The 22,849-nt window shown below is 33.2% G+C and carries 18 protein-coding genes; 14 read left to right on the top strand and 4 right to left on the bottom strand.

The features are described from left to right. The first annotated feature begins 8 nt into the window (after positions 1-8). The 6 genes from ACODSI_RS01205 (at position 9) to ACODSI_RS01180 (ending at position 8,182) form a co-directional block, all read left to right on the top strand. The gene (locus ACODSI_RS01205) at positions 9-653 is read left to right on the top strand and encodes a DUF47 domain-containing protein (RefSeq protein ID WP_488915012.1); all 645 of its coding nucleotides are present in this window, start codon (positions 9-11) and stop codon (positions 651-653) included. Positions 654-680: 27 nt separating this feature from the next. Further along, positions 681-2,000, top strand: coding sequence for an inorganic phosphate transporter (locus ACODSI_RS01200; protein WP_488915011.1), 1,320 nt, complete (start codon positions 681-683; stop codon positions 1,998-2,000). Between the two features lie 193 nt (positions 2,001-2,193). Further along, positions 2,194-3,435 (top strand): porin, encoded by a 1,242-nt coding sequence (locus ACODSI_RS01195; RefSeq protein ID WP_488915010.1) that lies wholly within the window; start codon positions 2,194-2,196, stop codon positions 3,433-3,435. A 221-nt stretch (positions 3,436-3,656) separates the two neighbouring features. Continuing rightward, entirely contained in the window at positions 3,657-6,887 is a 3,231-nt protein-coding gene (locus ACODSI_RS01190) for a TonB-dependent receptor (protein WP_488915009.1), read from the top strand. Between the two features lie 17 nt (positions 6,888-6,904). Continuing rightward, positions 6,905-7,297, top strand: a complete 393-nt coding sequence (locus tag ACODSI_RS01185) for a carboxypeptidase-like regulatory domain-containing protein (protein ID WP_488915008.1) — start codon at positions 6,905-6,907, stop codon at positions 7,295-7,297. A gap of 120 nt (positions 7,298-7,417) precedes the next feature. Continuing rightward, complete coding sequence (locus ACODSI_RS01180) at positions 7,418-8,182, top strand: dienelactone hydrolase family protein (RefSeq protein ID WP_488915007.1); 765 nt, start codon at positions 7,418-7,420, stop codon at positions 8,180-8,182. A gap of 53 nt (positions 8,183-8,235) precedes the next feature. Here the strand turns inward: ACODSI_RS01180 and ACODSI_RS01175 are convergent, their stop codons facing one another. Continuing rightward, positions 8,236-9,507 (bottom strand): porin family protein, encoded by a 1,272-nt coding sequence (locus ACODSI_RS01175; RefSeq protein ID WP_488915006.1) that lies wholly within the window; start codon positions 9,505-9,507, stop codon positions 8,236-8,238. A gap of 194 nt (positions 9,508-9,701) precedes the next feature. Next, a protein-coding gene (gene prfB, locus ACODSI_RS01170) for a peptide chain release factor 2 (RefSeq protein ID WP_488915005.1) occupies positions 9,702-10,797 on the bottom strand; the annotation gives its coding sequence in 2 pieces (ribosomal slippage) (positions 9,702-10,733 and positions 10,735-10,797; 1,095 coding nt in all). 47 nt (positions 10,798-10,844) lie between these two features. Between prfB and ACODSI_RS01165 the strand changes: the two genes are divergently transcribed. Next, positions 10,845-11,870 (top strand): threonine aldolase family protein, encoded by a 1,026-nt coding sequence (locus tag ACODSI_RS01165; RefSeq protein ID WP_488915004.1) that lies wholly within the window; start codon positions 10,845-10,847, stop codon positions 11,868-11,870. Positions 11,871-11,912: 42 nt separating this feature from the next. Here ACODSI_RS01165 and ACODSI_RS01160 read toward each other — a convergent pair whose 3' ends face one another. Both ACODSI_RS01160 and ACODSI_RS01155 read right to left on the bottom strand, forming a co-directional pair. Then, on the bottom strand, positions 11,913-12,329 hold the full coding sequence (locus ACODSI_RS01160) for a VOC family protein (protein WP_488915003.1): 417 nt from the start codon (positions 12,327-12,329) through the stop codon (positions 11,913-11,915). 96 nt (positions 12,330-12,425) lie between these two features. Beyond that, positions 12,426-13,067 (bottom strand): RDD family protein, encoded by a 642-nt coding sequence (locus ACODSI_RS01155; protein WP_488915002.1) that lies wholly within the window; start codon positions 13,065-13,067, stop codon positions 12,426-12,428. Between the two features lie 284 nt (positions 13,068-13,351). Here ACODSI_RS01155 and ACODSI_RS01150 point away from each other — a divergent pair, with 284 nt between their 5' ends. The 7 genes from ACODSI_RS01150 to ACODSI_RS01120 all read left to right on the top strand — a co-directional run bounded on the left by ACODSI_RS01150 (position 13,352) and on the right by ACODSI_RS01120 (position 22,722). Beyond that, positions 13,352-13,771 carry an IS1/IS1595 family N-terminal zinc-binding domain-containing protein gene (locus ACODSI_RS01150; protein ID WP_488915001.1) on the top strand — a complete coding sequence of 140 codons (420 nt, stop codon included), beginning with the start codon at positions 13,352-13,354 and terminating at the stop codon, positions 13,769-13,771. Positions 13,772-13,872: 101 nt separating this feature from the next. Next, positions 13,873-15,165 (top strand): hypothetical protein, encoded by a 1,293-nt coding sequence (locus tag ACODSI_RS01145; RefSeq protein WP_488915000.1) that lies wholly within the window; start codon positions 13,873-13,875, stop codon positions 15,163-15,165. Positions 15,166-15,194: 29 nt separating this feature from the next. Beyond that, a complete protein-coding gene (locus ACODSI_RS01140; RefSeq protein WP_488914999.1) occupies positions 15,195-16,991 on the top strand; it encodes an MFS transporter in 1,797 nt (598 codons plus the stop codon). 11 nt (positions 16,992-17,002) lie between these two features. Further along, the gene (locus ACODSI_RS01135; protein ID WP_488914998.1) at positions 17,003-17,221 is read left to right on the top strand and encodes a DUF6814 family protein; all 219 of its coding nucleotides are present in this window, start codon (positions 17,003-17,005) and stop codon (positions 17,219-17,221) included. Between the two features lie 365 nt (positions 17,222-17,586). Next, positions 17,587-20,286, top strand: a complete 2,700-nt coding sequence (locus ACODSI_RS01130) for an ATP-binding protein (RefSeq protein ID WP_488914997.1) — start codon at positions 17,587-17,589, stop codon at positions 20,284-20,286. 2 nt (positions 20,287-20,288) lie between these two features. Then, positions 20,289-20,651 (top strand): response regulator transcription factor, encoded by a 363-nt coding sequence (locus tag ACODSI_RS01125; protein ID WP_488914996.1) that lies wholly within the window; start codon positions 20,289-20,291, stop codon positions 20,649-20,651. A gap of 172 nt (positions 20,652-20,823) precedes the next feature. After that, the gene (locus ACODSI_RS01120; RefSeq protein ID WP_488914995.1) at positions 20,824-22,722 is read left to right on the top strand and encodes an acetate--CoA ligase; all 1,899 of its coding nucleotides are present in this window, start codon (positions 20,824-20,826) and stop codon (positions 22,720-22,722) included. The last annotated feature ends 127 nt before the right edge of the window (positions 22,723-22,849 follow it).

The raw sequence follows: 22,849 nt of genomic DNA, 5'->3' as shown, positions 1-22,849 counted from the left end.
TAGATACAATGTCATTAAACAGTATTTTCCAATTTTTGGTGCCAAAAGATAAAAAGTTCTTTCCTTTATTTGAGCAAGCATCTGCAAATTTAATTGTTTTAGCAGAAACTCTGCATGAAGCCGTAAATGCACCTAAGTCTGAGCGTGAAGAATATTACAAAAAAATAGAAGATTTAGAGGCTGTTATTGAGGAAATTACACATAAAACGCACTTAGAGTTGAGTAGAAACTTTATTACACCTTTTGATAGAGAAGACATTCATTCCTTGATTAAATCGATTGATAATGTTGCCGATTTTATGCACGGTGCTGCGAGTAAAATGCGTTTGTATCAGGTAGAAAAAATAACTAAATCCATTCGAAAATTAACAGAAATTAATTTAGAAGCATGTCAATTAATTGGTATTGGAATCAAAGAATTGAAAGACATGAATGATCATAAAGCTATTAAAGATACTTGTAAAAAAATCAATAAATTAGAAAGCAAGGCAGATGCTGTTTTTGACAAAGCTGTAGCTGATATTTTTGAAAATGAAAGCGATGCTAAAAACATTATAAAATACAAAGAAGTGCTTTCGGCTTTAGAATCAGCTTCAGACAAATGTAAAAGTGTTTCTAACGTAATGGAACAAATTTCTGTAAAACATTCTTAATAACAAGAATACTCTAGACATTAAAATATGACTTTATTAATTGTTATTATAGTATTAGCTTTGATATTTGACTATATCAATGGTTTTCACGACGCGGCTAATTCGATAGCTACCATCGTAGCCACCAAAGTTTTAACCCCTTTTCAAGCGGTAGTTTGGGCAGCTTTTTTTAATTTTCTGGCCTATTGGGTTTTCGGATTTGGAGTTGCTGATACGGTTGCAAAAACGGCACATTCAAGCAGTATTGATTTGGTAACTATTTTAGCTGGAGTTATTGCGGCTATTATTTGGAACTTAATCACGTGGTGGAAAGGAATTCCATCATCATCATCACACACGCTTATAGGCGGATTTGCTGGTGCTGCTATTGCTCATGGATTATCGAGTGTTACTGATCCTGAACATGCAGGTTTTAAAATTGTAAACTGGTTCAAAGCAGCAAAAGAAGGAGAATTATTGCCTTCTGGTGTACTTATTGTAATATTGTTTATTGTTTTTGCACCATTATTAGGAATGATTATTTCGTATTTCATTTCTTTATGGTTAATGTATTCCTCAAAAAAGAATATCTATCCAAAAATAGTAACAGTAGTATTAATGATTTTGGTGGTTTGGTTTATGTCAACTGTTATGGTTTCTTATTCGGACATTAAAAAGCCAAGATTTGAGAGCCATTTTTGGAGTGTCGTTTGTGAACCAGGAAATATCAAATGGACTTTAGTCGGATTAATTTTCTTTAGTTTAGCCATATTTAATTTATTCTTTAGTAGCTTTTCAACTTCAAAAGCTGAGAAAGTACTGAGAAAAATGCAATTGTTATCATCAGCCGCATTTAGTTTAGGTCATGGAGGAAACGATTCACAAAAAGTTATGGGTATTATCGCTGCAGCTGTTGCGGTTTATTTACGAATGAATCCACATGTTGATATGTCTTCTGGATGGTTGGATTTGAATGTAATTTTACCAGACGAAGATAAAGGAATTAAAGCCAATATGCCGAGTTGGATTCCATTAACTTGTTATACTGTTATTGCTTTAGGAACTTTAAGTGGTGGATGGAAAATTGTAAAAACCATGGGTTCAAAAATTACTAAAGTGACCGCTTTTGAAGGTGTAGTAGCAGAATCTGCTGGTGCTTTAACCTTATTTACAACAGAACATTTTAAGATTCCTGTTTCTACTACACATACTATTACGGGTTCCATCATTGGAGTAGGGGTTACTAAAAGAGTTTCAGCCGTTCGTTGGGGAGTAACTGTTAAATTATTATGGGCCTGGATTTTAACCATTCCAGTTTCAGCTGTGTTAGCTGCTCTAATATACTCTATCTTGAAGATATTTCTATAGATAAAAAAAAACATTATATAACTATGACTGCCTTAATTGGCAGTTTTTTTTCAACCTTTTTTTAAAAGTTAATATAACGTTAACAATTTTTAAAAAAAACTACTTTTAGTAATTTTAATTTAAGAATAAGCTAACTTTAAAGAAACAATAAATCAATTAAACTACACAAACACACACAACTAACTATTTTACAATGAAAAGAATTATTCTATTAACGACTCTTTTAGTGTCTATTTCATTTTATGCTCAAGTAAATAATGAAAAATCGAAACACGATAATGATTTAAAAATAAATTCATTACCCTATTTCAGTTATGGAAAAGGAATTGGAATTACTTCTCCAGACAGTTTGTACCAATTCAACATTCGTTTTCGTATACAAAACAGATTGTCTTATTATGATAATGAAGGAAATGATCCCTATTATGAAGCTCAAGTAAGACGTCTTCGTTTACGATTTGATGGTTTTGTAGGGAACCCAAAGTTTTTATATGTAATGCAACTTTCATTTGGTGCAGGAGATGTTGGGGTTGAAAAAACTGGAGAGAACCTTAATGTAATTCGGGATGCGATGGTTTACTATCGTCCAAATAAAAAATGGCAATTAGGATTTGGAGTTACCAAGTTACCTGGTACTCGTCAAACCGTAAATTCCTCTGGAGCCATACAATTTACCGACCGTTCTATAAATAATTTCAAATTTGGAATTGATCGTGATTTTGGTTTTCATTTTGCTAATTTGCATGAAAAACCAAATCAATTCTCTTACGATTTTAAAGGCGCAATCACTTTAGGAGAAGGTAGAAATTGGACAACAAATAATCCCAATGCTCCAATTAAAGATAATAATGGATTGTGCTTTACTGGAAAAATAGAATTATTGCCATTAGGAACTTTTAAAAAAGACGGACAATATTTTGAAGGAGATATTTTAAGAGAACCAAAACCAAAAGTTATGATTTCTGGAGCTTACTCATACAACCAAAAAGCTAGAAAAACATTAGGACAAACTGGTGATTTATTATATTCTGCTCACGATATGAAGTCGTTACTTTTAGATGCCATTGCGAAATATGATGGTTGGGCATTTATGGCCACTTATATGAATCGAATGTCTAATGACCCTGTTACCGTTAATCCATTAGATGCTACTCAAACCAAAGTTATTTTTAATGGGTACGGAACTGATTTTCAGTTAAGTTATGTACTTAAATCTAATTACGAATTTGTAACACGTTATTCTATACAAAAAATTGATAATGAAGTTTTTAAGTATTACCCTAACACTAACGAGTTTAGTTTTGGCATTAACAAATATCTTTGGGAACACGCATTTAAACTACAAGCGGAGGCTAGTTTTGATAAATTAGATTATTATGACGGAACCTCAAAAAACAATTGGTATGTAAGATTTCAAATCGAAATGGGTATTTAAACATTTATTTCTGTTTTTCAAATAAAACCTTTAAAGTTTCACAATTACATTTTGTGAAACTTTTTTTTAAAAAAAATAGTATCACAATTTAGTTTCTTAAAATTAACATTTAGATAACATCTTAACATTTTAGAAACAATTTAAAAACATAACGATAAAGTGTTAATAACTTCAATTTTAACTTGACGCTGTTAATTTGCATCAAATTAAAAAACACAACTATGTTTAAATTAAAATCACTTTTCTCAATTGTAATGCTGTTTGTAATCAGTGTCGTATCGGCTCAAATTACATCTTCTTCTGTTTCAGGGAAAGTTACAGATGGTACTGCTCCAGTTTTTGATGCTACCATAACGTTAACACACTTGCCAACAAATTCTACTTATGAAACGACCACAGACAAGCAAGGTCGATACAATTTAGAGAATTTGAATGTGGGTGGTCCATACAAAATAACGGTGAAAAGTATGGATACTAAAGAGTATACCACTTCACAAATTCAGTTATCATTAGGAGATAACGATATTCCAGTAATTAAAGTTCAGAAAAACGATAATGTATTGCAAGAAGTTGTTGTAGCAGGTAAAAAAACCTCTGCAAGAAATGGCGGTACAAACATTACTCAAACGCAGATCAACGGATTACCTAATATTAATAGAGGAATTCAAGATGTTACTAAACTAGTACCTCAAAGTGCCAATAACTCATTTGCAGGTACCAATTTTAGATATAATAATGTTACTATTGATGGTTCTATCAATAATGATGCGATTGGTTTTAGCCCATCATTAGGTGGTCAATCTGGAACTTCTGGGATGCCAGGAAGCAGTACCAGAACCAACTCTATTAGTTTGGATGCCATTCAAGATGTTCAAGTATATATTGCTCCTTACGATGTTAAATTAGGAAACTTTCTTGGAGGAAGTGTAAATGCCGTAACTAGAAGTGGTACTAATAAAGTATCGGGTTCGGTTTATACGTATGGTAGAAATGCAGCTTTAACAGGTCCGAATAATGTTGGTGATGGTTCTAAAATGCCTAAAGAATTTGAAGATTATCAATTAGGATTCAGAGTGGGTTTCCCAATTATTAAAGATAAATTATTCTTTTTTACAAATGAGGAATATACCAAAAGAACAGATCCATTATTTTACAATGCTGGTGATGTTGATGCAAACGGTAATGTAGCTTCATTAGTAGACAATGCTACAGCTACTTCTATTTCAAACTTTGTAAAAACAAATTATGGTTTTGATGCTGGTTCATTCAATGCATACAATAACCATTCGCAAAGTAAAAAGTTTTTCAATAAAATTGATTGGAAAATAAACCAAAAACACTCTTTGTCACTTCGAAATAATACTGTTTTTTCTGAGGCTTCTAACTTAGAACGCGATGCTGCAAACTTCAGATTTTCGAGTATGGACTTCATTCAATACAACAAATCAATCAGTACGGTATTGGAATTTAAAAGTCATTTTAGCAATAAATGGTCTAACTCATTTATGGTTGGCTATTCTAGTATTAAAGATTATCGCGACCCAACTTCAGGAAATTATATGTTTCCACAAGTTGAAATTGGATACAATGGTGGTACAATCTTCTTAGGAAATGATAGAGAAGCTACCGTATTTAATATGAAACAAAATACCACTGAAATTACCGATAACTTAACGTACAAAAGTGGAAATCACACGTGGTTGTTTGGAACACATAACGAACTTTATGATATTAGTTACGGATTTGTTAATGCTTTAAACGGTAGAGTTTCTTATAAAACATTAGCTGATTTTTATGCAGGAACACCTTCACGTGTAAGAGGAACTTATGCATTCGATGGATCTACAAGAGATGATATTTTCAACAATCCATATGCAAAGTTTAAAGTGAATATGTACAGTGCTTATGTACAAGATGAAATCAAAATTGGTGATAAACTTAAAATCACTCCAGGAATTAGAGTTGATTACACCGATTTACCTAACAAACCAAATTTGAGTTCTCAGGTTCAAAATTCACCAAATGATCCTTACTACGGAACAACATACAATTACACGCCGGTAAATCAAATCAAAAATAACTTCTTTACAACGGCATTAGTGTCTCCTCGTTTCGGATTCAATTATAATGTTTTTGAAGATAAATCATTAGTAATTCGTGGTGGTTCAGGGATATTCACCGGTAGAATTCCTTTTGCATGGTTAGGATATGCCTACTATAATGATGGTGTTGGATATGGAAGTTTTGATAGAAATAACTTAACCGCTGCACAAGCTACAGCTTTAGGAGATCCTTTAAACCAAAATACAGGTGGAATAAACAACTATCATGATGCTACACCAAAAGTTCAGGCAGATTTAATTGATAACAAGTTTAAAATGCCACAAATCTCAAGAAATTCACTTGCAGTAGATTATACCTTAAAAGGATATAAATTTACTTTTGAAGGTATTTACACCAAAGTAATTAGAGATTTATTATTCCAACAAGTGAATAAAACAGACAACCCTTATTACTATTCTTACGATGTAAATCATGAGATGCCAATTTATTCAACCAATATAAATCCAGCTTTCTCAAATGCGTATATGCTTTCAAATACAAGCAAAGGATACCGTTACAGCTTAACAGGTATGGTTTCTAAATCGTATAACTTTGGATTCAATTTCATGGCAGCCTATACCTATGGTAATGCCAAAGATATCACTAACGGTGTTAGAAATTCAATGGAGAGTAACTGGCAAATGAATCAATCGTTAACGCCTAATAATCCGCAATTAGCTACATCTAACTTTAATATCAAACACAGAATTGTTTCTAATGTTGGATATGCGGTTAACATAACCAAAAACAATACGCTTTCTGCAAATGTTTTCTTCAATGCACAATCTGGAAATCCATTTACATGGGGATTTGTCAACTCAACAATTGCTGGAACAGGACAATCAGCTGGTTTAGCTTATATTTTTAAAGATGCTGCAGAAGCGGCACGTTACATCGGTGTTGATGCTACTGGTGCACCAACTGCCACAGCAGTGCAACAAGTTGCTGATTATGAAAACTTCATTAATGGTAACAGTTATTTAAAAAGTAGAAGAGGAACTTTTACAGAAAGAAATGGCGATTTTACTCCATGGAACATTCAAACCGACATGAGAATAATGGATGAATTTAGAATTAAAGATGGTAAGGATAATATTCATACTATTCAATTTTCTATCAGCATTATTAATGTTGGAAACATGATTAATAAAGATTGGGGAAGAAGTTATTTTGTTCCAAATACCTACAATTCAACGGCTGGTGTTGGTTTAACTAAAACTGGTAATTTAGGTGGTGTTGCCACTGGTGATCCAATTTACACCTTTAAAACACCAACTTCTACACCATATACTGTAGATCAATTTGCTTCAAGATTTCAAGCACAATTCGGAATTCGTTATTCATTCTAATCAAATTAATAGAACATATGAAAAAGTTAAAATCATTAGTAGCAGTCCTATTTATTTTATCAGCAGGAATTGCTTCTGCACAAATAACTTCTTCTACCATCAATGGAAAAGTTACAGACGGTGATATGCCTGTTGTAAATGCATCGGTTACTTTGATTTATTTGCCTACAAATTCGGTTTACGAAACTGTAACCGATAAAAAAGGTAGATTTAGTTTAGATAATCTTGATGTAGGAGGTCCTTTTAAAATTGAAGTAAAAGGAGAAACAATTGAGAATTACTCTAAATCAGGTTTTACGTTATTACTTGGAGATAACGATTTACCAAAACCAATAATGGTTAGAAAAAAAGAGACTGATTCACAGGTTGATTCAACTACTGATAAAAATAGCACATCTAAATCGAGTTAGTTAAAATTTCATTTATTTTGTTTAATCCGTTGCCTTAATTACAATGCAACGGATTTTTTTTAGTCTAATTTTAACAATTGTTTTTGAGATAAGTATGTACTTTTATTAAAAAAATATATCATGAAGACAAAATTATTTTTAGTGATGATTATGAGTGCTTTTATGTCACAAGCACAACTAAAACCTGTTGATTATACAGACGGTGCTCAAAAGTTAAGTGGATTCATTTCCAAACCTGCAAATGCCCTAAAAAACAAAGCTGGTGTTCTGATTTTACCTGCTTGGATGGGAATTGATGATCATGCCAAAGAAAGCGCTGAAGAGTTATCTAAATTAGGGTATTACACCTTTGTAGCCGATATTTATGGAGTAGGTAATAAGCCCAGCAATTATAGTGAAGCAGGTCAAAAAGCAGGCTATTACAAAAAAAATATTCAGGAATATCAAAAACGCATTCAATTGGCTCTTGAACAATTGATAAAACAAGGTGCTAATCCTGATGAAATTGTGGTTATGGGGTATTGTTTTGGAGGAACTGGTGCAATTGAAGCGGCTAGAAGCAATATGAAAGTAAAAGGAATTGTTTCGTTTCATGGAGGTTTGGCTCGTGATGAAGCTAGAGCCATTGAACCCATTTCAGCTCGAGTTTTAGTACTGCACGGTGCTGACGATCCTTATGAAAGTGAAGCCGAAATCAAAGCATTTCAAAATGAAATGAGAACTTCTAAAGCCGACTGGGAAATGGTCTATTATGCCAATGCAGTTCATTCGTTTACCGATAAAAATGCAGGTACCGATAACAGCAAAGGTGCAGCTTATAATGAAAAAGCCGACCATCGTTCTTGGAAAGCCCTGTTACAATTTTTGAAGGAAGTATTGGTTTAATAATTGTGTATTATAAAAAAAACACCCCAAATGTTGTATTTGGGGTGTTTTTTTTAATTGAATTGATATTTTAGGAGCAACGAAGTGTTCTTAAAAGCATATACATTAGAATCGGTATAAGGATTCAAATTAGTATTAGTATATTGTCTAAAAGCAATTACATATTTTTTGAATTGAAAACCAACTCCAAAAAGGAGGTTGAATTTGACTCCGTTCAATTCGGTGTATAAAAAGGTTGGATATCCATTATTATCTCTGGTTATTAATAAATCTGAATTATTTACAAACTGTATATTCATTGCAGTTTCCAAATATAGTTTCGAATTTTTATTAAAATTAAAATTGCGTTTTATTCCAAATGGGACAGTAATACTGTTAAATTTAAAATTTATTTTATAATCATTATTGGTGTATCCATTATTATAATTTGGATTGATGTAGTAGGTACTTGTCATAACTCCGTCACCTTTATATGAAATGAAAGAAGGTTCGGTAAATACAGCCCAACTTCTATTGTTGAATGGAAGCACTGCTTCAAGTTCAACTCCAATCGAAAAGGATGTTTTCTTTCCAGTTTCATTAGAACCATCAAAAGGTACGGTTCGGATTCCATTTTTGCTAATTAAATCAAAATAGGAATAATTAGTATTAAAAGCTAGTTTGTAATTCAACTTTGTCTTCTGTCTTTTTGACACCTCTTTACTTGAACTATCTCCAGAACATTTATTAACCAAATTAAAATAATCTCTTAGATCATCGTCAGAATATTCTAGCGTTTCAACTTTTAAAGCACTATCGTTACAATTCACAGCAGCTAATAATTGTCTTTTATAAAAATCATTAGCATACAAATTAGACATGTTTTCATTTGATTTAAAATACTTTTTATAAATCAATTGTTGGATATTTTGAGTGTTATTTTTAAAGAAAAAACGAATTGGGAAGGTATTATTTTCATATTGATATAGGTTATTTGTTCCTTCTACCAACACTTTTAAAAAAACTGTAACTGTTGTAAAAGTTGGCTCTTTATCAATAGAATAATCAGGTTCTCCTTTAGAAATATCAATTGCAACAGTTTCTTTTACGTATTTAGAATAGCCATCAATAGCAAACTCTTTCGCTTCAGATATCGAAACTTCTCTGGAAACTTCATCAGAATTATTTTTTACCTCAAAAAAAATGGGATTGTACTCCCAATCAGAATTCTTAATCAAACAGTCAATTTTTTTTCCAGAATTATCAATATAATATCCTTTTAAAAAATTCTTTTGGCTGAAACAGGCAGCAGATACAAGTAATAAACAGGCAATCATTTTTTTCATATTCTATTTTTTAATGGTTTAGAATTCCAAATATAGAAAAAAAACTTACATGTATAAAATACAAAAGCCGATCTGGAGCGATCGGCTATTGTGGTGAGGTGTAACTTCCTTTCGGAATCCTCGATGCAAATATAGGGTTAAATTATGAATTACAAATTATAAATTACGAGTTATTTTATAATTCATAAATTTTGCTATTCCTCTTTTTGTCCCATCATCATTAAATACGCTTTCAAAAAAACATCGATATTTCCGTTCATAACGGCATCAACATCACTGGTTTCTTTTCCGGTTCTTACATCTTTTACCAGTTTATAGGGCTGCATCACGTAGTTTCTAATTTGTGATCCCCATTCAATTTTCATTTTTCCTGCCTCAATATCAGCACGTTGTGCCATTTGTTTTTTAAGCTCAATTTCATATAACTGCGAGCGTAACATTTGCATGGCACGTTGTCTATTATCTTGCTGTGATCGCGTTTCGGAACACTGAATCTGGATTCCAGTGGGTTTGTGAAATAATTGCACTTTAGTTTCCACTTTATTCACATTTTGACCACCAGCACCACTCGAACGAGAGGTTATAATTTCTATATCGGCTGGATTGATGTCAATTTCAATAGTGTCATCTACTAATGGATAAACATAAACCGAAGCAAAAGAAGTATGACGTTTAGCATTACTATCAAAGGGTGAAATACGTACCAATCGGTGTACCCCATTTTCTCCTTTTAAATAACCAAAAGCAAAATCACCTTCAATTTCGAGCGTTACCGTTTTAATTCCAGCAACTTCACCTTCTTGAAAGTTCAATTCTTTAATTTTATAATTTTGATTTTCGGCCCACATCATGTACATACGCATCAGCATAGAAGCCCAGTCGCAACTTTCGGTACCACCAGCGCCAGCGGTAATTTGAAGTACGGCACTAAAACTATCACCTTCATCAGAAAGCATGTTTCTAAACTCTAGATCTTCTATGAAATCGTTCGTGAGTTTGAATTGATCATCCAACTCGACTTCTGTGACATCGCCTTCTTTAAAAAATTCATAGGTGATTTGAAGCTCTTCTGCTAAACCATTTGCTTTTTCAAAATCTTCTACCCATTTTTTCTTAGAGCGAAGGTTCTTCACAATCAGTTCTGCTTCTTTAGCATTGTTCCAAAAATCTGGAGCGTACGTCTTTTCTTCTTCGTTAGAAATTTCGATTAGTTTGGCATCAATGTCAAAGATACCTCCTCAACGCACCAAGACGTTCTACAATACCTTTAATTTGTTCGGTATTTGTCATAAATAATGTAATTTTGTAATCGCAAATGTAATGCATCCAAATTTTATATGGAAATAAATTTAATCAGTGATACCGTAACCAAGCCCAGCAATGAAATGTTGCAATTTATGTTTAAGGCTAAAGTTGGTGACGATGTATATAAACAAGACCCAACGGTAAACGAGTTAGAGACTGCTGTGGCTCAATTGTTTGGTAAAGAAGCGGCTTTGTTTTTTCCGAGTGGCACAATGGCTAATCAAACAGCAATAAAGTTGCATACCAATCCAGGTGAGCAAGTTATTTGTGATAAGTATTCACACATTTATCATTATGAAGGAGGAGGTGCCTCATTTAACAGTGGTGTTTCTTGTTGTTTAGTGGATGGAAAACGAGGCATGATTACTGCCGATTTGGTTAAAAATGCTATAAATGACCCTGAGTTTTATCATGCACCATTAACGTCGCTAGTGAGTATTGAAAACACAACTAACAAAGGTGGTGGTGCTTGTTATGAGATTTCTGAATTAAAAAAAATAAAAGAGGTTTGTGTTGAACACCATTTGAAATACCATTTGGATGGTGCTCGATTGTGGAATGCTATGGTGGCTAAAAAACAACATCCTAAACAATTTGGAGAATTGTTTGATACCATATCCGTTTGTTTATCGAAAGGATTAGGAGCACCCGTAGGTTCCTTATTAATCGGTAGTAAAGACGATATGAAACGTGCCTTGCGAATCCGAAAGATTTTTGGCGGTGGAATGCGTCAATCGGGGTATTTAGCAGCAGCTGGAATGTATGCCTTGCAAAATAACATCTTGCGATTGGAAGAAGATCATCGCAGAGCTAAAGAATTAGGAACACTTCTACAAACGTTATCATGGGTGGATAAGGTAGAACCAGTTGAAACGAATATCCTAATTTTTTCGGTTAGACCCTCATTAGAAGATAAATGGGTTATTGAAAAATTAAAACAGAAAAGCATTCATATTAGCTCTATGGGGCATGGCAAACTTCGAATAGTGACGCATCTTGATTACAAAGAAGTAATGCATAACTATGTAATGGAAGCTTTAGAAAAAATGAAGTTTTAAATTCTGAAGAGTTTTAGAGATTTCCAGAAATTATACCCTTACTTATTTTGGTTCCCAAAGTTCAATTTTGTTACCATCGGCATCCATAATATGAACAAATTTACCGTAGTCGTAAGAAGCAATCGTATCTAAAATAGTTACACCATTTTCTTTGAGTTTGACTACCAATCCTTCAATATTCTGTACTTGATAATTGATCATAAATTCTTTTTTGGAAGGTTCAAAATAGGAATCACCTTTTTTAAATGGTTTCCATTGCACCGAATTTACTTCCTCAGGTTTATTAACATTTCTCGTTTCAAAACTTGAGGAACCCCAAGCATTAATTTCAAGACCTAAATTTTTTGCATACCAATCCCTGGTTTCTTTAGGATGGTCTGAATAAAAGAAAACACCTCCAATTCCGGTTACTTTTGGAGTTGCATCTGTAGTAGTTGATGGTTTTGTTTGGTCTTCCATTTTAGTATTGTTTTTAGGGATGGAGTGACAATTTGAAAATAAAACGAGCACCAAAATTGTACTAATAAACCTTTTCATAATGTTTGTATTTTTTAGTTATGATGAAATTGTATCAATTGGCACCTCATTTTTAGCAACCATTTCCGCTTTAATTTCGGGCACCATGTGTTTAAAAACTACAACTGTTCCTGCTACCACATCTTTAAAACTTTGGTTGCGTTGGCTGGACATATATAGTATAAAATCGGTAACTACTAGCACTGTAGAATAAGTACCCTGAATGATTATCCCAAAGGGTAAAAATGAAGACAAATAGCGAGATTGTTCTTGCCAATCTAAATTAACAAACTCATTTGAATCTGCCAATCGAATACAAAATAGCATACAACTCACGCTAATTATTGTATTAATAAAATAAGGTAGGTATCGTAAAAAAGTATTTTTATAAGTTACATCATCACCGTTTATTTTGAGTAATTGTAATCCTACAATGCGTTTTCCTGGAGTTGCACCAAAATTTTTAGGTAAGTAAACATAATACCATAAAGTAAAAACAATAGTACACGGAAAAGTAATATAAAAGTTATTTAGGGCTTTCGAATTGAAATAAAGAACTACTAGTGATACAGGTAACATAATAACAAAATCCAATAATAATGCAGCGAATCGGTAACCAAAATCACCATAAATAGGTGATGCATTTCCTTTTAAAGTAATTGGTATTTCTTTTGAGGCCATAGTTTCAAAATTATTTTTTCAAACTTACACAATTATTTTGGGTTGAGAAGCACTTCTATGTCGCTTTTATGTACCAATACTATAGTAATTTTACGAAATCTAGTGCTATATCGATATCGAACTATAGTTTCAGTAATCTACTTGTCAAACATTCCTACTAAAAATTAAATATATTCATTTTTTTATCAATAAAATTAAGGAGTGTATAATTTTAAGCTAAAAAAAATACATAAAATGTTTTTGTATAATTGCTAAATTAGTATATTTATGCAAAATTTATATATATGGATATTTTAGCCTGCCCAAAATGCCAAAGCGACACAATCGTTAAAAGCGGTGTAATCAAAGACCGTCAAAGGTATTTATGCAAAAAATGCAATTACTATTTTACGGTTAATAAAATGGGGAAAAAGATTGATAGTTACTACGTAACAAAAGCATTACAATTGTATTTGGAAGGATTAAGTTTTAGAGAAATTGAGCGTATTATAGGCGTTTCCCATGTTACTGTAAGCAATTGGGTAAAGGAATTTAAAGTAACCAAACCCAATCATACCGATTATCATCCTACTTACAAGATATATAACCACTTAGAATTGGTTGAATTCCTAAAAAACAAAGACCAATTAAAAGGTGCTGGAATGATAATTACCGAATTAGGGGATAAGTTTATGCTAATAAAATGGGAACGTTTCAAAGATTAACTATACCCTTTACATATATATATATCATAATTTTTTTTGATTCATAAAATTTTAGAATTTGGTCATGCAAAAATATGTTACTAACCAAATTTCAAACCCTTATGAAAAAAATTATTATGTTATCCTTTGTGGCTTGTTCCTTTATAACAAATGCACAAACGACTACTCCAGCCACAACTCCAGCTCCAGCAGAAAAAGAATGGGATGTGAGTATGTATGGATTCATTAGAACTGACTATATTTTCGATACTCGAAAATCGGCTTCCGTGAGAGAAAACAATTTAAACTTGTACCCATTAGATGAAGCTCTAGATGTAAATGGTTCCGATTTAAACGCCAAAGGACAATCCAATTTTTTATCGATTGTTTCCAGATTAGGCGCTAAAGTAAAAGGTCCAAATGTTTGGGGTGCCAAAATGAATGGTACATTAGAAGGCGATTTTTTTGGAAATACCGAATCTACCATAGGACTGTTTAGATTACGCCATGCCTATGTAAACATGGATTGGTCTAAAACCTCTTTGACAATGGGACAAACATGGTACCCGACGTTTATTCCTGAGGTTTTTCCAGGTGTAGCTAACTTCAACACGGGTATCTTATTTAATCCTTTTGGATGGGCAACACAGGTAAAATTAAAACAAAACGTAACCAAAGAATTATCATTCGCCATTACGGCTTACAAAGAAAGAGAATTTACTACGGCTGCTGCTACAGGAGCAAGTCAAAATGCAGCGGCTATCAATTCAATATTACCTACATTTCACGGTCAATTTCAGTTCAAAAACAAGAATTGGATAGCTGGTTTAGGTGCCGAATACAAATCATTACAACCTTTAACTGAATATGCGCCAACTTCAAGTACCAAAGCGGTATCCAATGAAAAAGTAAACAGTACATCATTTGTAGGATACTTCAAATATTCTAACGATAAATTTTCTATTAAAGCCTACGGAATTACTGGTAAAAACATGTACAATCTTGTTATGTTAGGCGGATTTGCAGGCTATTCAACTGCTGGTCAAGCCGAAAAATATGAAGGGTCTAAAACAAGTTCGTTTTGGTTGGATGTTGCCAGTAATGGTAAAAAAGTAGCTCCTGGGTTCTTCTTTGGATACACTGCCAATGGTGGGACCAACAAAAATGGATTAGCTACTGGTGAATCAGTTAAATACTACATGAGAGGAGTTTCAGGAAGTAGAGTAGTAGACAACGTTTGGAGAGCCTCTGCACGAGTAGATTTTAAACAAAACAAATTTAGAGTAACTCCAGAAGTTGAATATACTGCTGCTACTTGGGGAGATTTGAACACGAACGCCAGTGGAACTGCCGATTTAAATACTAAAAGCGTTGGAAACTTCAGAGCGATGATTTCTTGTGCGTATTCATTTTAATTTACAACAACCAATAAAACTATAAAAATATGAGCGATAAATCAACAAAAGGAATTTGGAAAGTAATTTCCGCATCGTCGTTAGGAACGATGATTGAGTGGTATGACTTTTACATCTTTGGAAGTTTAGCCGTAGTCTTATCTACGAAATTCTTCCCATCTGACAATCCTACAGCCGCGTTCTTATCTACATTAGCTACTTTTGCAGCTGGATTTGTAGTGCGTCCGTTTGGAGCCTTATTCTTCGGAAGATTAGGCGATTTAATTGGACGAAAATATACGTTCATGGTAACGTTAATACTAATGGGTGGCGCAACTTTCATGATTGGATGCATTCCTAGCTACGAAACCATTGGTTTTATGGCACCCTTATTAGTATTATTACTTCGGTTGCTTCAAGGTTTAGCTTTGGGTGGTGAATATGGTGGAGCAGCAACTTATGTTGCAGAACATGCACCAAGAGGACAAAGAGGGTATTGGACATCCTGGATTCAAACTACGGCAACAGTAGGTTTATTCATCTCTTTAATGGTAATTTTAATCACTAAAGGGCTATTGTCTAAAGAAGAATTTGATGCTTGGGGATGGAGAGTTCCGTTTTGGGTATCCATCATTATGGTATTTGTTTCGTATCTAATTCGTAAAAACATGGATGAATCTCCTGTATTTGCAAAAGCAAAAGCAGAAGGTAAAACCAGTGTTAATCCGCTAAAAGAAAGTTTTGGACACAAATTAAACTTGAAATTTGTATTATTAGCTTTGTTTGGAGCTACTATGGGACAAGGTGTGGTTTGGTATACGGGTCAGTTTTATGCCATGAGTTTTATGAAAACGGTGCAAAGTATTGATTCGTCGCAAGTAGATACTTTATTGGGAATTGCTTTATTATGCGGAACGCCTTTCTTTGTATTCTTTGGTTGGTTGAGTGATAAAATTGGCAGAAAAACAATCATGATGACAGGTATGTTATTGGCTATTTTCTTATACCGTCCCATTTACCGTCAGATGTATCATTTAACAGATGCTAAAGAAATGGTTAAAAACAACATTACTATTGTAAAAGATAGTTGTAAAGCCATTGGCTCTTATGTTGCTACAGTTAAAACAGAACCGGACAAAAAAGATCCAACAGTAAAAAATACTAAAATTTTTATTGATTTTAAAACCGATTCCTTGTATTCTAATGGAGCTAAATTCCATTATACTAAAACAGATACTTTATATTTAGCAAAAGAATTAGATTTTGATGCTAAAGCAGCAGCTAAAAATGAAACTTGGTTAAAATATGATTCTAAAGACAAAGCTGGTGTAGTAGTTCACAATGTAGTAAAAATTAAAAATGATTTGGCTAAAGACGAGAAACCAATGAAAATTGATACGATTCAAACATTAGCATTGAAAACATTCACTAGTGGAGAAACTAAAGATAAATCGCATATTGACGGTTACAGTATTAAACCTAATATAGCCGTTGTTAAAAATATTACTGACGATGTAAGATGGTTTTTAATTTTATTGATTTTCATCCAAGTAATTTTTGTAACAATGGTATACGGTCCAATTGCGGCTTTCTTGGTAGAAATGTTCCCAGTTAAAATTAGATATACGTCTATGTCGTTACCTTATCATGTTGGAAATGGTATCTTTGGAGGATTGCTTCCGGCTATTTCAACCTATTTAGTAACAACAGCTAAAGGTACAGGTACAAAACCATTGAATCCTGAGTTTTACTTAGAAGGATTGTGGTATCCAATTATCATTGCAGCGATTTGTTTCGTAATTGGAATGATATATATCGACAAAAAAATTAATACTCTTCACGACTAAACCTAGAAATTATGATGAACGCAATAAAAAAATATATAGGAATTCTTTGGATTGCATTAGCAGCAGCAGTAGCCTACTATTCCATCGGAATCTTTGGAAGTAAATTAACCTCTGGAAAACAAGATGATTTAGTATTCGGAATCATTATCTTCTTTGTGTTACTTCCTTTAGTGGTGACTGGTTTAACCATCTTTGGATGGTATGCCATGACCAATGAATACGAAGATTAACTATTAGATTTAGTTAGCCTAAAAGCTCTTATGTAACATAAGGGCTTTTGGGTTTTTATAGTAATTTACGTTTGCAAAATAATTTTATTAAAAAGAAATTGTCTATTTTTAAAAATTAAAAAGCCACTCTAATTGATCGATTCCTTTCGAAATAACACTAAAATGTATTCAGCATAAAATGAAAAAAAGACACCAACAAAAATTTATAATTGTATCCATGCTTTTGTTAATAGGGTTAAACCTTCCTATTGTATTGCTGTTTGATTCGGCGCAAAATTTGTTGGGTTTTCCGATAATCTACATTTATATTTTTTCGTTGTGGTTGTTTTCCATACTAACTTCTTTCTTAATTGTAAAACGATATAATGAATAGCGTAGCACTTTTAATAATTCTGTCCATCTATTTGGCAGTTCTTTTTTATATTGCGCATTGGGCAGAAAAAAAAGGAAACAGCAAATGGACTAACAATCCTTATATCTACACGCTTTCTTTGGCAGTGTATTGTACGGCTTGGACGTATTATGGTAGTATTGGAGTAGCCGCCGATAGTGGCTTGAGCTATCTACCCATTTATCTTGGCCCTATTATTATTGCTCCAGCATGGATTATGATTTTGAAAAAAATTATCCGCATTTCAAGAGTCAATAAAATTTCTAGTATTGCCGATTTTATATCCTTGCGCTATGGAAACAGTCGTTTTTTAGGAGCAATAGTAACCGTAATTTGCCTTACTGGAATTATCCCGTACATCGCATTACAACTCAAAGCCATATCCGAAACATTTCATATTGTGGCGCAAACCAAAATGAGTTCTTTCATCTTCAGTGATACTACAACCTATGTAGCCATTGCACTTGCTTTGTTTGCCTCATATTATGGAACACGTTATGTAGATGCCTCCGAAAAGCGAAAAGGTATTGTGACTGCGGTTGCCATGGAAAGTGTTTTAAAATTAGTGTTTTTTGTGATCATTGGCGTGTATGTTACTTTTTTTGTCTTTGATGGTTTTGATGACATTTACCAAAAAGCTTCGTTGCTAGAACATTTTAGAGAAAAAAATACTATTGGTGGTTTACCGCAAGCGATTAACTGGTTTTTGTTGTGTATACTATCCATGTTTGCCATATTCTTATTGCCTAGACAATTTCAAGTTTCGGTCATTGAAAACAATCGTGAAAATCATATTAATACTGCCGTTTGGTTATTTCCTTTATACTTATTGCTTTTTAATTTATTTGTCTATCCAATCGCTTGGGGTGGCAACATATTGTTTGACGGACAAATGGTGAATTCCGATACCTATTCGTTGTTAATTCCCCAGTTTTTTAATAATAAAACGTTAACCGTTATGGTGTTTTTAGGAGGGTTTTCTGCAGCAATATCCATGATTGTGGTTTCTTCTATTGGGTTATCTACAATGCTGACTAATAACATTTTAATTCCGTATAACTTAATTGGAAATTTAAAAGGAAATGAACAAACCATCAGCAGTAGAAAAATCTTAAATACTAGAAAAATTAGTATTTTTTCACTAATTATACTTTCGTATTTTATTTACCGTTTCTTTGGCTTAAATTACACTTTGGTTTCTATAGGGATGGTGGCATTTGTCATTATTTCTCAATTAGCACCTGCTTTTTTTGGCGCTTTATTTTGGCGACGAGGCTCTAGATTGGGAGCTGTGTATGGAATTTTGGTTGGATTTATCATTTGCATCTATACCTTGTTGATTCCGTATACTATCGGATTGACTAACAGCAATAATACTTTTATATCAGAAGGATTTATGGGGTTTTCATTATTGAAACCGTTTCAATTGTTCGGATTGGATTATTTGCAACCCATTCCACATGCTTTATTTTGGAGTTTGTTGTTTAATGTAATAACCTATTTCTCCGTTTCGGTTAGTTTTAAAGGCAATTATCGTGAACGTAATTATGCCGAAATGTTTGTTGATATTAACAAATACATTACCAACCACGAAAATGCGTTCATTTGGAAAGGAACTGCTTATAGAAATGATATTGAAAAAGTCTTAATTCGTTTTCTAGGTGAAGATCGCACCAAACGAGCGATGAATATTTTTAACGTAAAATACAACGTCGATAAAAATCAAGAACTAGCCGATGCTCGATTGATTAAGTTTTCTGAAAATTTATTAACAGGCCACATCGGAACGGCATCAGCACGAATCTTAATTGCCAGTGTGGTGAAAGAAGAGAAAATTACCTTACCCGAAGTGTTAAAAATCCTAGAAGAATCAAAAGAAAATATCATCATCAATAAAAAATTGACTGAAACGTCTAATGAATTAAAAGAAATCACAGCTAAATTGCAAAATGCTAACCAATCGTTGATGGTAAAAGACAAACAAAAAGACGAGTTTTTAGATACGGTAACGCACGAACTTCGTACGCCAATTACCGCTATTCGAGCAGCTAGTGAGATTTTGTATGACGATGATGAAATTCCAGATGAGTTGAAAAAACAATTTTTGCAAAACATCATTTCCGAATCCGATCGACTAAACCGATTGATTGATAAGATTTTGGATTTAGAGAAATTTGAAACTGGAAAACAAACCATTCATCCCGAAAAAAATAACTTAGTGCACACTATTGAAAAAGCAATAGAGCCTTTACAGCAGTTGATTAAAAATAAAAATATTGCCATTCATGTAGAAAGTAAAGATCATATTTATGCCTATTATGACGAAGATCGAATTTTTCAAGTGGTTACCAATTTATTATCAAATGCCATCAAGTTTTGTCCAGACCAAGATGGTTTAATAACCCTTCAAATCACTTCTAAAGACGATTTTATCTATACTTCTGTTCAAGACAATGGAAAGGGAATTTCACCTAATGATTACGAAACCATATTTGACAAATTCTATCAATCTACCAATCAGAATATCAAAAAACCAGTGGGTAGTGGATTAGGATTAGCCATTTGCAAACAAATTATCGAACATCATAAAGGTAAAATATGGGCACAATCTAGTTTGAAAGGTGCTTGTATTTTCTTTACTTTGCCAAAGTCTAAAAATGTTGAAAATTTATAATTATGAAAAAGATTTTAATAGTTGATGATGAGCCCAACATTGTTATGGCCTTGGAGTACACGTTCAAGAAAAACAACTACGAAGTTTTTATTGCTCGAGATGGGCAAGAGGCCTTGGATATTGTTAAAACTAATTTTCCCGATGTGATAATTTTGGATGTTATGATGCCTATGGTAGATGGATATGCAACGTTAGAACAAATTCGAAAAGACGACAATCTAAAACATACTAAAGTTATTTTCTTATCGGCTAAAAATAAAGAAAGTGATATAGAAAAAGGATTGGCTTTAGGAGCAGATGCTTATTTAACCAAACCATTCTCTGTTAAAAAAGTAGTTGATCAGGTAATGGAATTGCTTTCGTAACTAAAATATTCTAGAATATAATGAATGACCAAATATACTTATTTGGTCTTTTTTTTGCTTAAATGCGAAATCGATTTCGTATATACCTATTTAGCAAGAATATTTCGAAGTGTAAAGTATAAATAGCTACATTTACTTTACTAATAATACAACCACAAACTAAACATTTCTAATGAATTACGAAGAATTTTACAACAAAAGCATTCAATTTCCTGAAGACTTTTGGGCAACACAAGCAAATCAAATAGAATGGTATAACAAACCCTCCATTATACTTTCTAAAGATAAAAATGATTACCCACTTTGGTTTGAAGATGGCGAACTAAATGCATGCTATTTAGCATTAGACAAACACATTCAAGACGGTTTTGGTGATCAAACTGCAATCATCTATGATTCACCTGTTACACAAACTGTAAAACGCTATTCTTATTCGGAAGTGAAAACCGAAGTCGCAAAATTGGCAGGCGGAATGTTGGCTTTAGGATTGAAAAAAGGCGATACTGCTGTAATATACATGCCCATGATTCCACAAGCGGCTTTCGCCATGTTGGCTTGTGCCCGAATAGGCGTTACGCATTCGGTCGTTTTTGGTGGATTTGCTCCACACGAACTCGCTATCCGTATTGACGATTACAAACCTAGATTGATCATAACAGCCTCATCCGGAATTGAAATTGACCGATTGATTGCTTACAAACCTTTAGTCGATGAAGCTATTGATTTAGCAGAACACAAACCTAAGAAAGTGATTGTTTTTAATAGAAAATTAGGAGCAAGAATTCCGTTTAAAAAATACGATGTCGATTATGACGCTTTGGTGTATGGTTCAGAAGAAACGCCATGTATTCCAGTAAACTCAACGCATCCTTTATACGTTTTATATACTTCTGGAACCACTGGAAAACCAAAAGGAATTGTAAGAGATACAGGAGGTTATGCGGTTGCACTTAAATTTTCAATGCAATACATTTACGGAGTCAAACAAGACGAAGTTTTTTGGGCAGCCTCCGATGTGGGATGGGTGGTTGGACACAGTTTTATAGTTTATGGTCCATTAATCAATAGAAACACTACTATCATTTTTGAAGGTAAACCCATTAAAACACCTAATGCAAGTACGTTTTGGAGAGTTATAGACGAACATCGTGTGAATGCCATGTTTACAGCACCAACCGCCATTCGTGCTATTAAAAAAGAAGATCCAAATGGTGAATTTATTAAACAATACGATTTAACGTGTTTGAAAACACAATTTTTAGCCGGTGAACGTTGTGATGTGGCCACTTTAGAATGGTACAACCAACACATTCCAGTTCCAGCAATTGATCATTGGTGGCAAACTGAATCGGGTTGGCCAATGATTGCAGATATGATGGGAGTAGAGTACTTTCCTGTAAAACCAGGTTCTGCGGGTAAAGCCGTTTCGGGTTATGATATCAAAATATTAGGAGAAAATGGTACCGAATTAGGTCCGAATGAAGAAGGTTATGTAGTAATCAAATTACCATTACCACCAGGAACCATGCTTGATTTATGGAATGATAACGAACGTTTCAAATCTGGATATCTTAATAAATTTCCAGGCTATTATTTTTCTGGAGATGGTGGATATAAAGATGCTGATGATTATATTTTTATAACAGGTCGTGTTGATGATGTTATTAATGTAGCTGGTCATCGCTTGTCTACAGCCGAAATGGAAGAAATTGTATCATCCCATCATTCGGTAGCAGAATGTGCTGTAATTGGCATTAACGACGATTTAAAAGGGCAAATACCATTGGCTTTAGTAGTCAATAAATCGGGTGAAGCTATTGAACATTTTCAATTACAACATGAAGTGGTACATTTGGTTAGAGATCAAATTGGAGCAGTCGCTTCGTTGAGAGATGTGGTTGTTATTGATCGATTGCCTAAAACACGTTCGGGTAAAATTTTACGAAAATTATTGCGAAGTATAGCCGATGGCGACGATTTTCAAGTTCCTTCTACTATAGATGATGAAGCCATTATCGATGAAATTAAACAAGAATTTGAAAAAGCGAGGATAGGTTTCTTTAGAAAATAGATAAAAGATCATAGAGTAAAGATTTTCCTAAAGTAGTCTATTTTCTATATTCTATATTCTTTTCCAAAATAAACTATACCTATTTAGCAACAAAAATCTTTTTCAAACAAATAGAATATTTATATTT

The sequence above is a fragment of the Flavobacterium sp. FG139 genome (assembly GCF_057809695.1).
Note: the sequence above shows the minus strand (reverse complement) of the source record. Positions and strands in the feature narration are given on the sequence as shown.

Bases quoted from the DNA above. Each gene is read 5' to 3' on its own strand.
- ACODSI_RS01200 (WP_488915011.1), top strand. From the start codon at position 681: ATGACTTTATTAATTGTTATTATAGTATTAGCTTTGATATTTGACTAT.
- ACODSI_RS01180 (WP_488915007.1), top strand. From the start codon at position 7,418: ATGAAGACAAAATTATTTTTAGTGATGATTATGAGTGCTTTTATGTCA.
- ACODSI_RS01120 (WP_488914995.1), top strand. From the start codon at position 20,824: ATGAATTACGAAGAATTTTACAACAAAAGCATTCAATTTCCTGAAGAC.
- ACODSI_RS01140 (WP_488914999.1), top strand. From the start codon at position 15,195: ATGAGCGATAAATCAACAAAAGGAATTTGGAAAGTAATTTCCGCATCG.
- ACODSI_RS01160 (WP_488915003.1), bottom strand. From the start codon at position 12,329: ATGGAAGACCAAACAAAACCATCAACTACTACAGATGCAACTCCAAAA.
- ACODSI_RS01135 (WP_488914998.1), top strand. From the start codon at position 17,003: ATGATGAACGCAATAAAAAAATATATAGGAATTCTTTGGATTGCATTA.
- ACODSI_RS01130 (WP_488914997.1), top strand. From the start codon at position 17,587: ATGAATAGCGTAGCACTTTTAATAATTCTGTCCATCTATTTGGCAGTT.
- ACODSI_RS01125 (WP_488914996.1), top strand. From the start codon at position 20,289: ATGAAAAAGATTTTAATAGTTGATGATGAGCCCAACATTGTTATGGCC.
- ACODSI_RS01145 (WP_488915000.1), top strand. From the start codon at position 13,873: ATGAAAAAAATTATTATGTTATCCTTTGTGGCTTGTTCCTTTATAACA.
- ACODSI_RS01155 (WP_488915002.1), bottom strand. From the start codon at position 13,067: ATGGCCTCAAAAGAAATACCAATTACTTTAAAAGGAAATGCATCACCT.
- ACODSI_RS01165 (WP_488915004.1), top strand. From the start codon at position 10,845: ATGGAAATAAATTTAATCAGTGATACCGTAACCAAGCCCAGCAATGAA.
- ACODSI_RS01195 (WP_488915010.1), top strand. From the start codon at position 2,194: ATGAAAAGAATTATTCTATTAACGACTCTTTTAGTGTCTATTTCATTT.
- ACODSI_RS01190 (WP_488915009.1), top strand. From the start codon at position 3,657: ATGTTTAAATTAAAATCACTTTTCTCAATTGTAATGCTGTTTGTAATC.
- ACODSI_RS01205 (WP_488915012.1), top strand. From the start codon at position 9: ATGTCATTAAACAGTATTTTCCAATTTTTGGTGCCAAAAGATAAAAAG.
- ACODSI_RS01175 (WP_488915006.1), bottom strand. From the start codon at position 9,507: ATGAAAAAAATGATTGCCTGTTTATTACTTGTATCTGCTGCCTGTTTC.
- ACODSI_RS01185 (WP_488915008.1), top strand. From the start codon at position 6,905: ATGAAAAAGTTAAAATCATTAGTAGCAGTCCTATTTATTTTATCAGCA.
- ACODSI_RS01150 (WP_488915001.1), top strand. From the start codon at position 13,352: ATGGATATTTTAGCCTGCCCAAAATGCCAAAGCGACACAATCGTTAAA.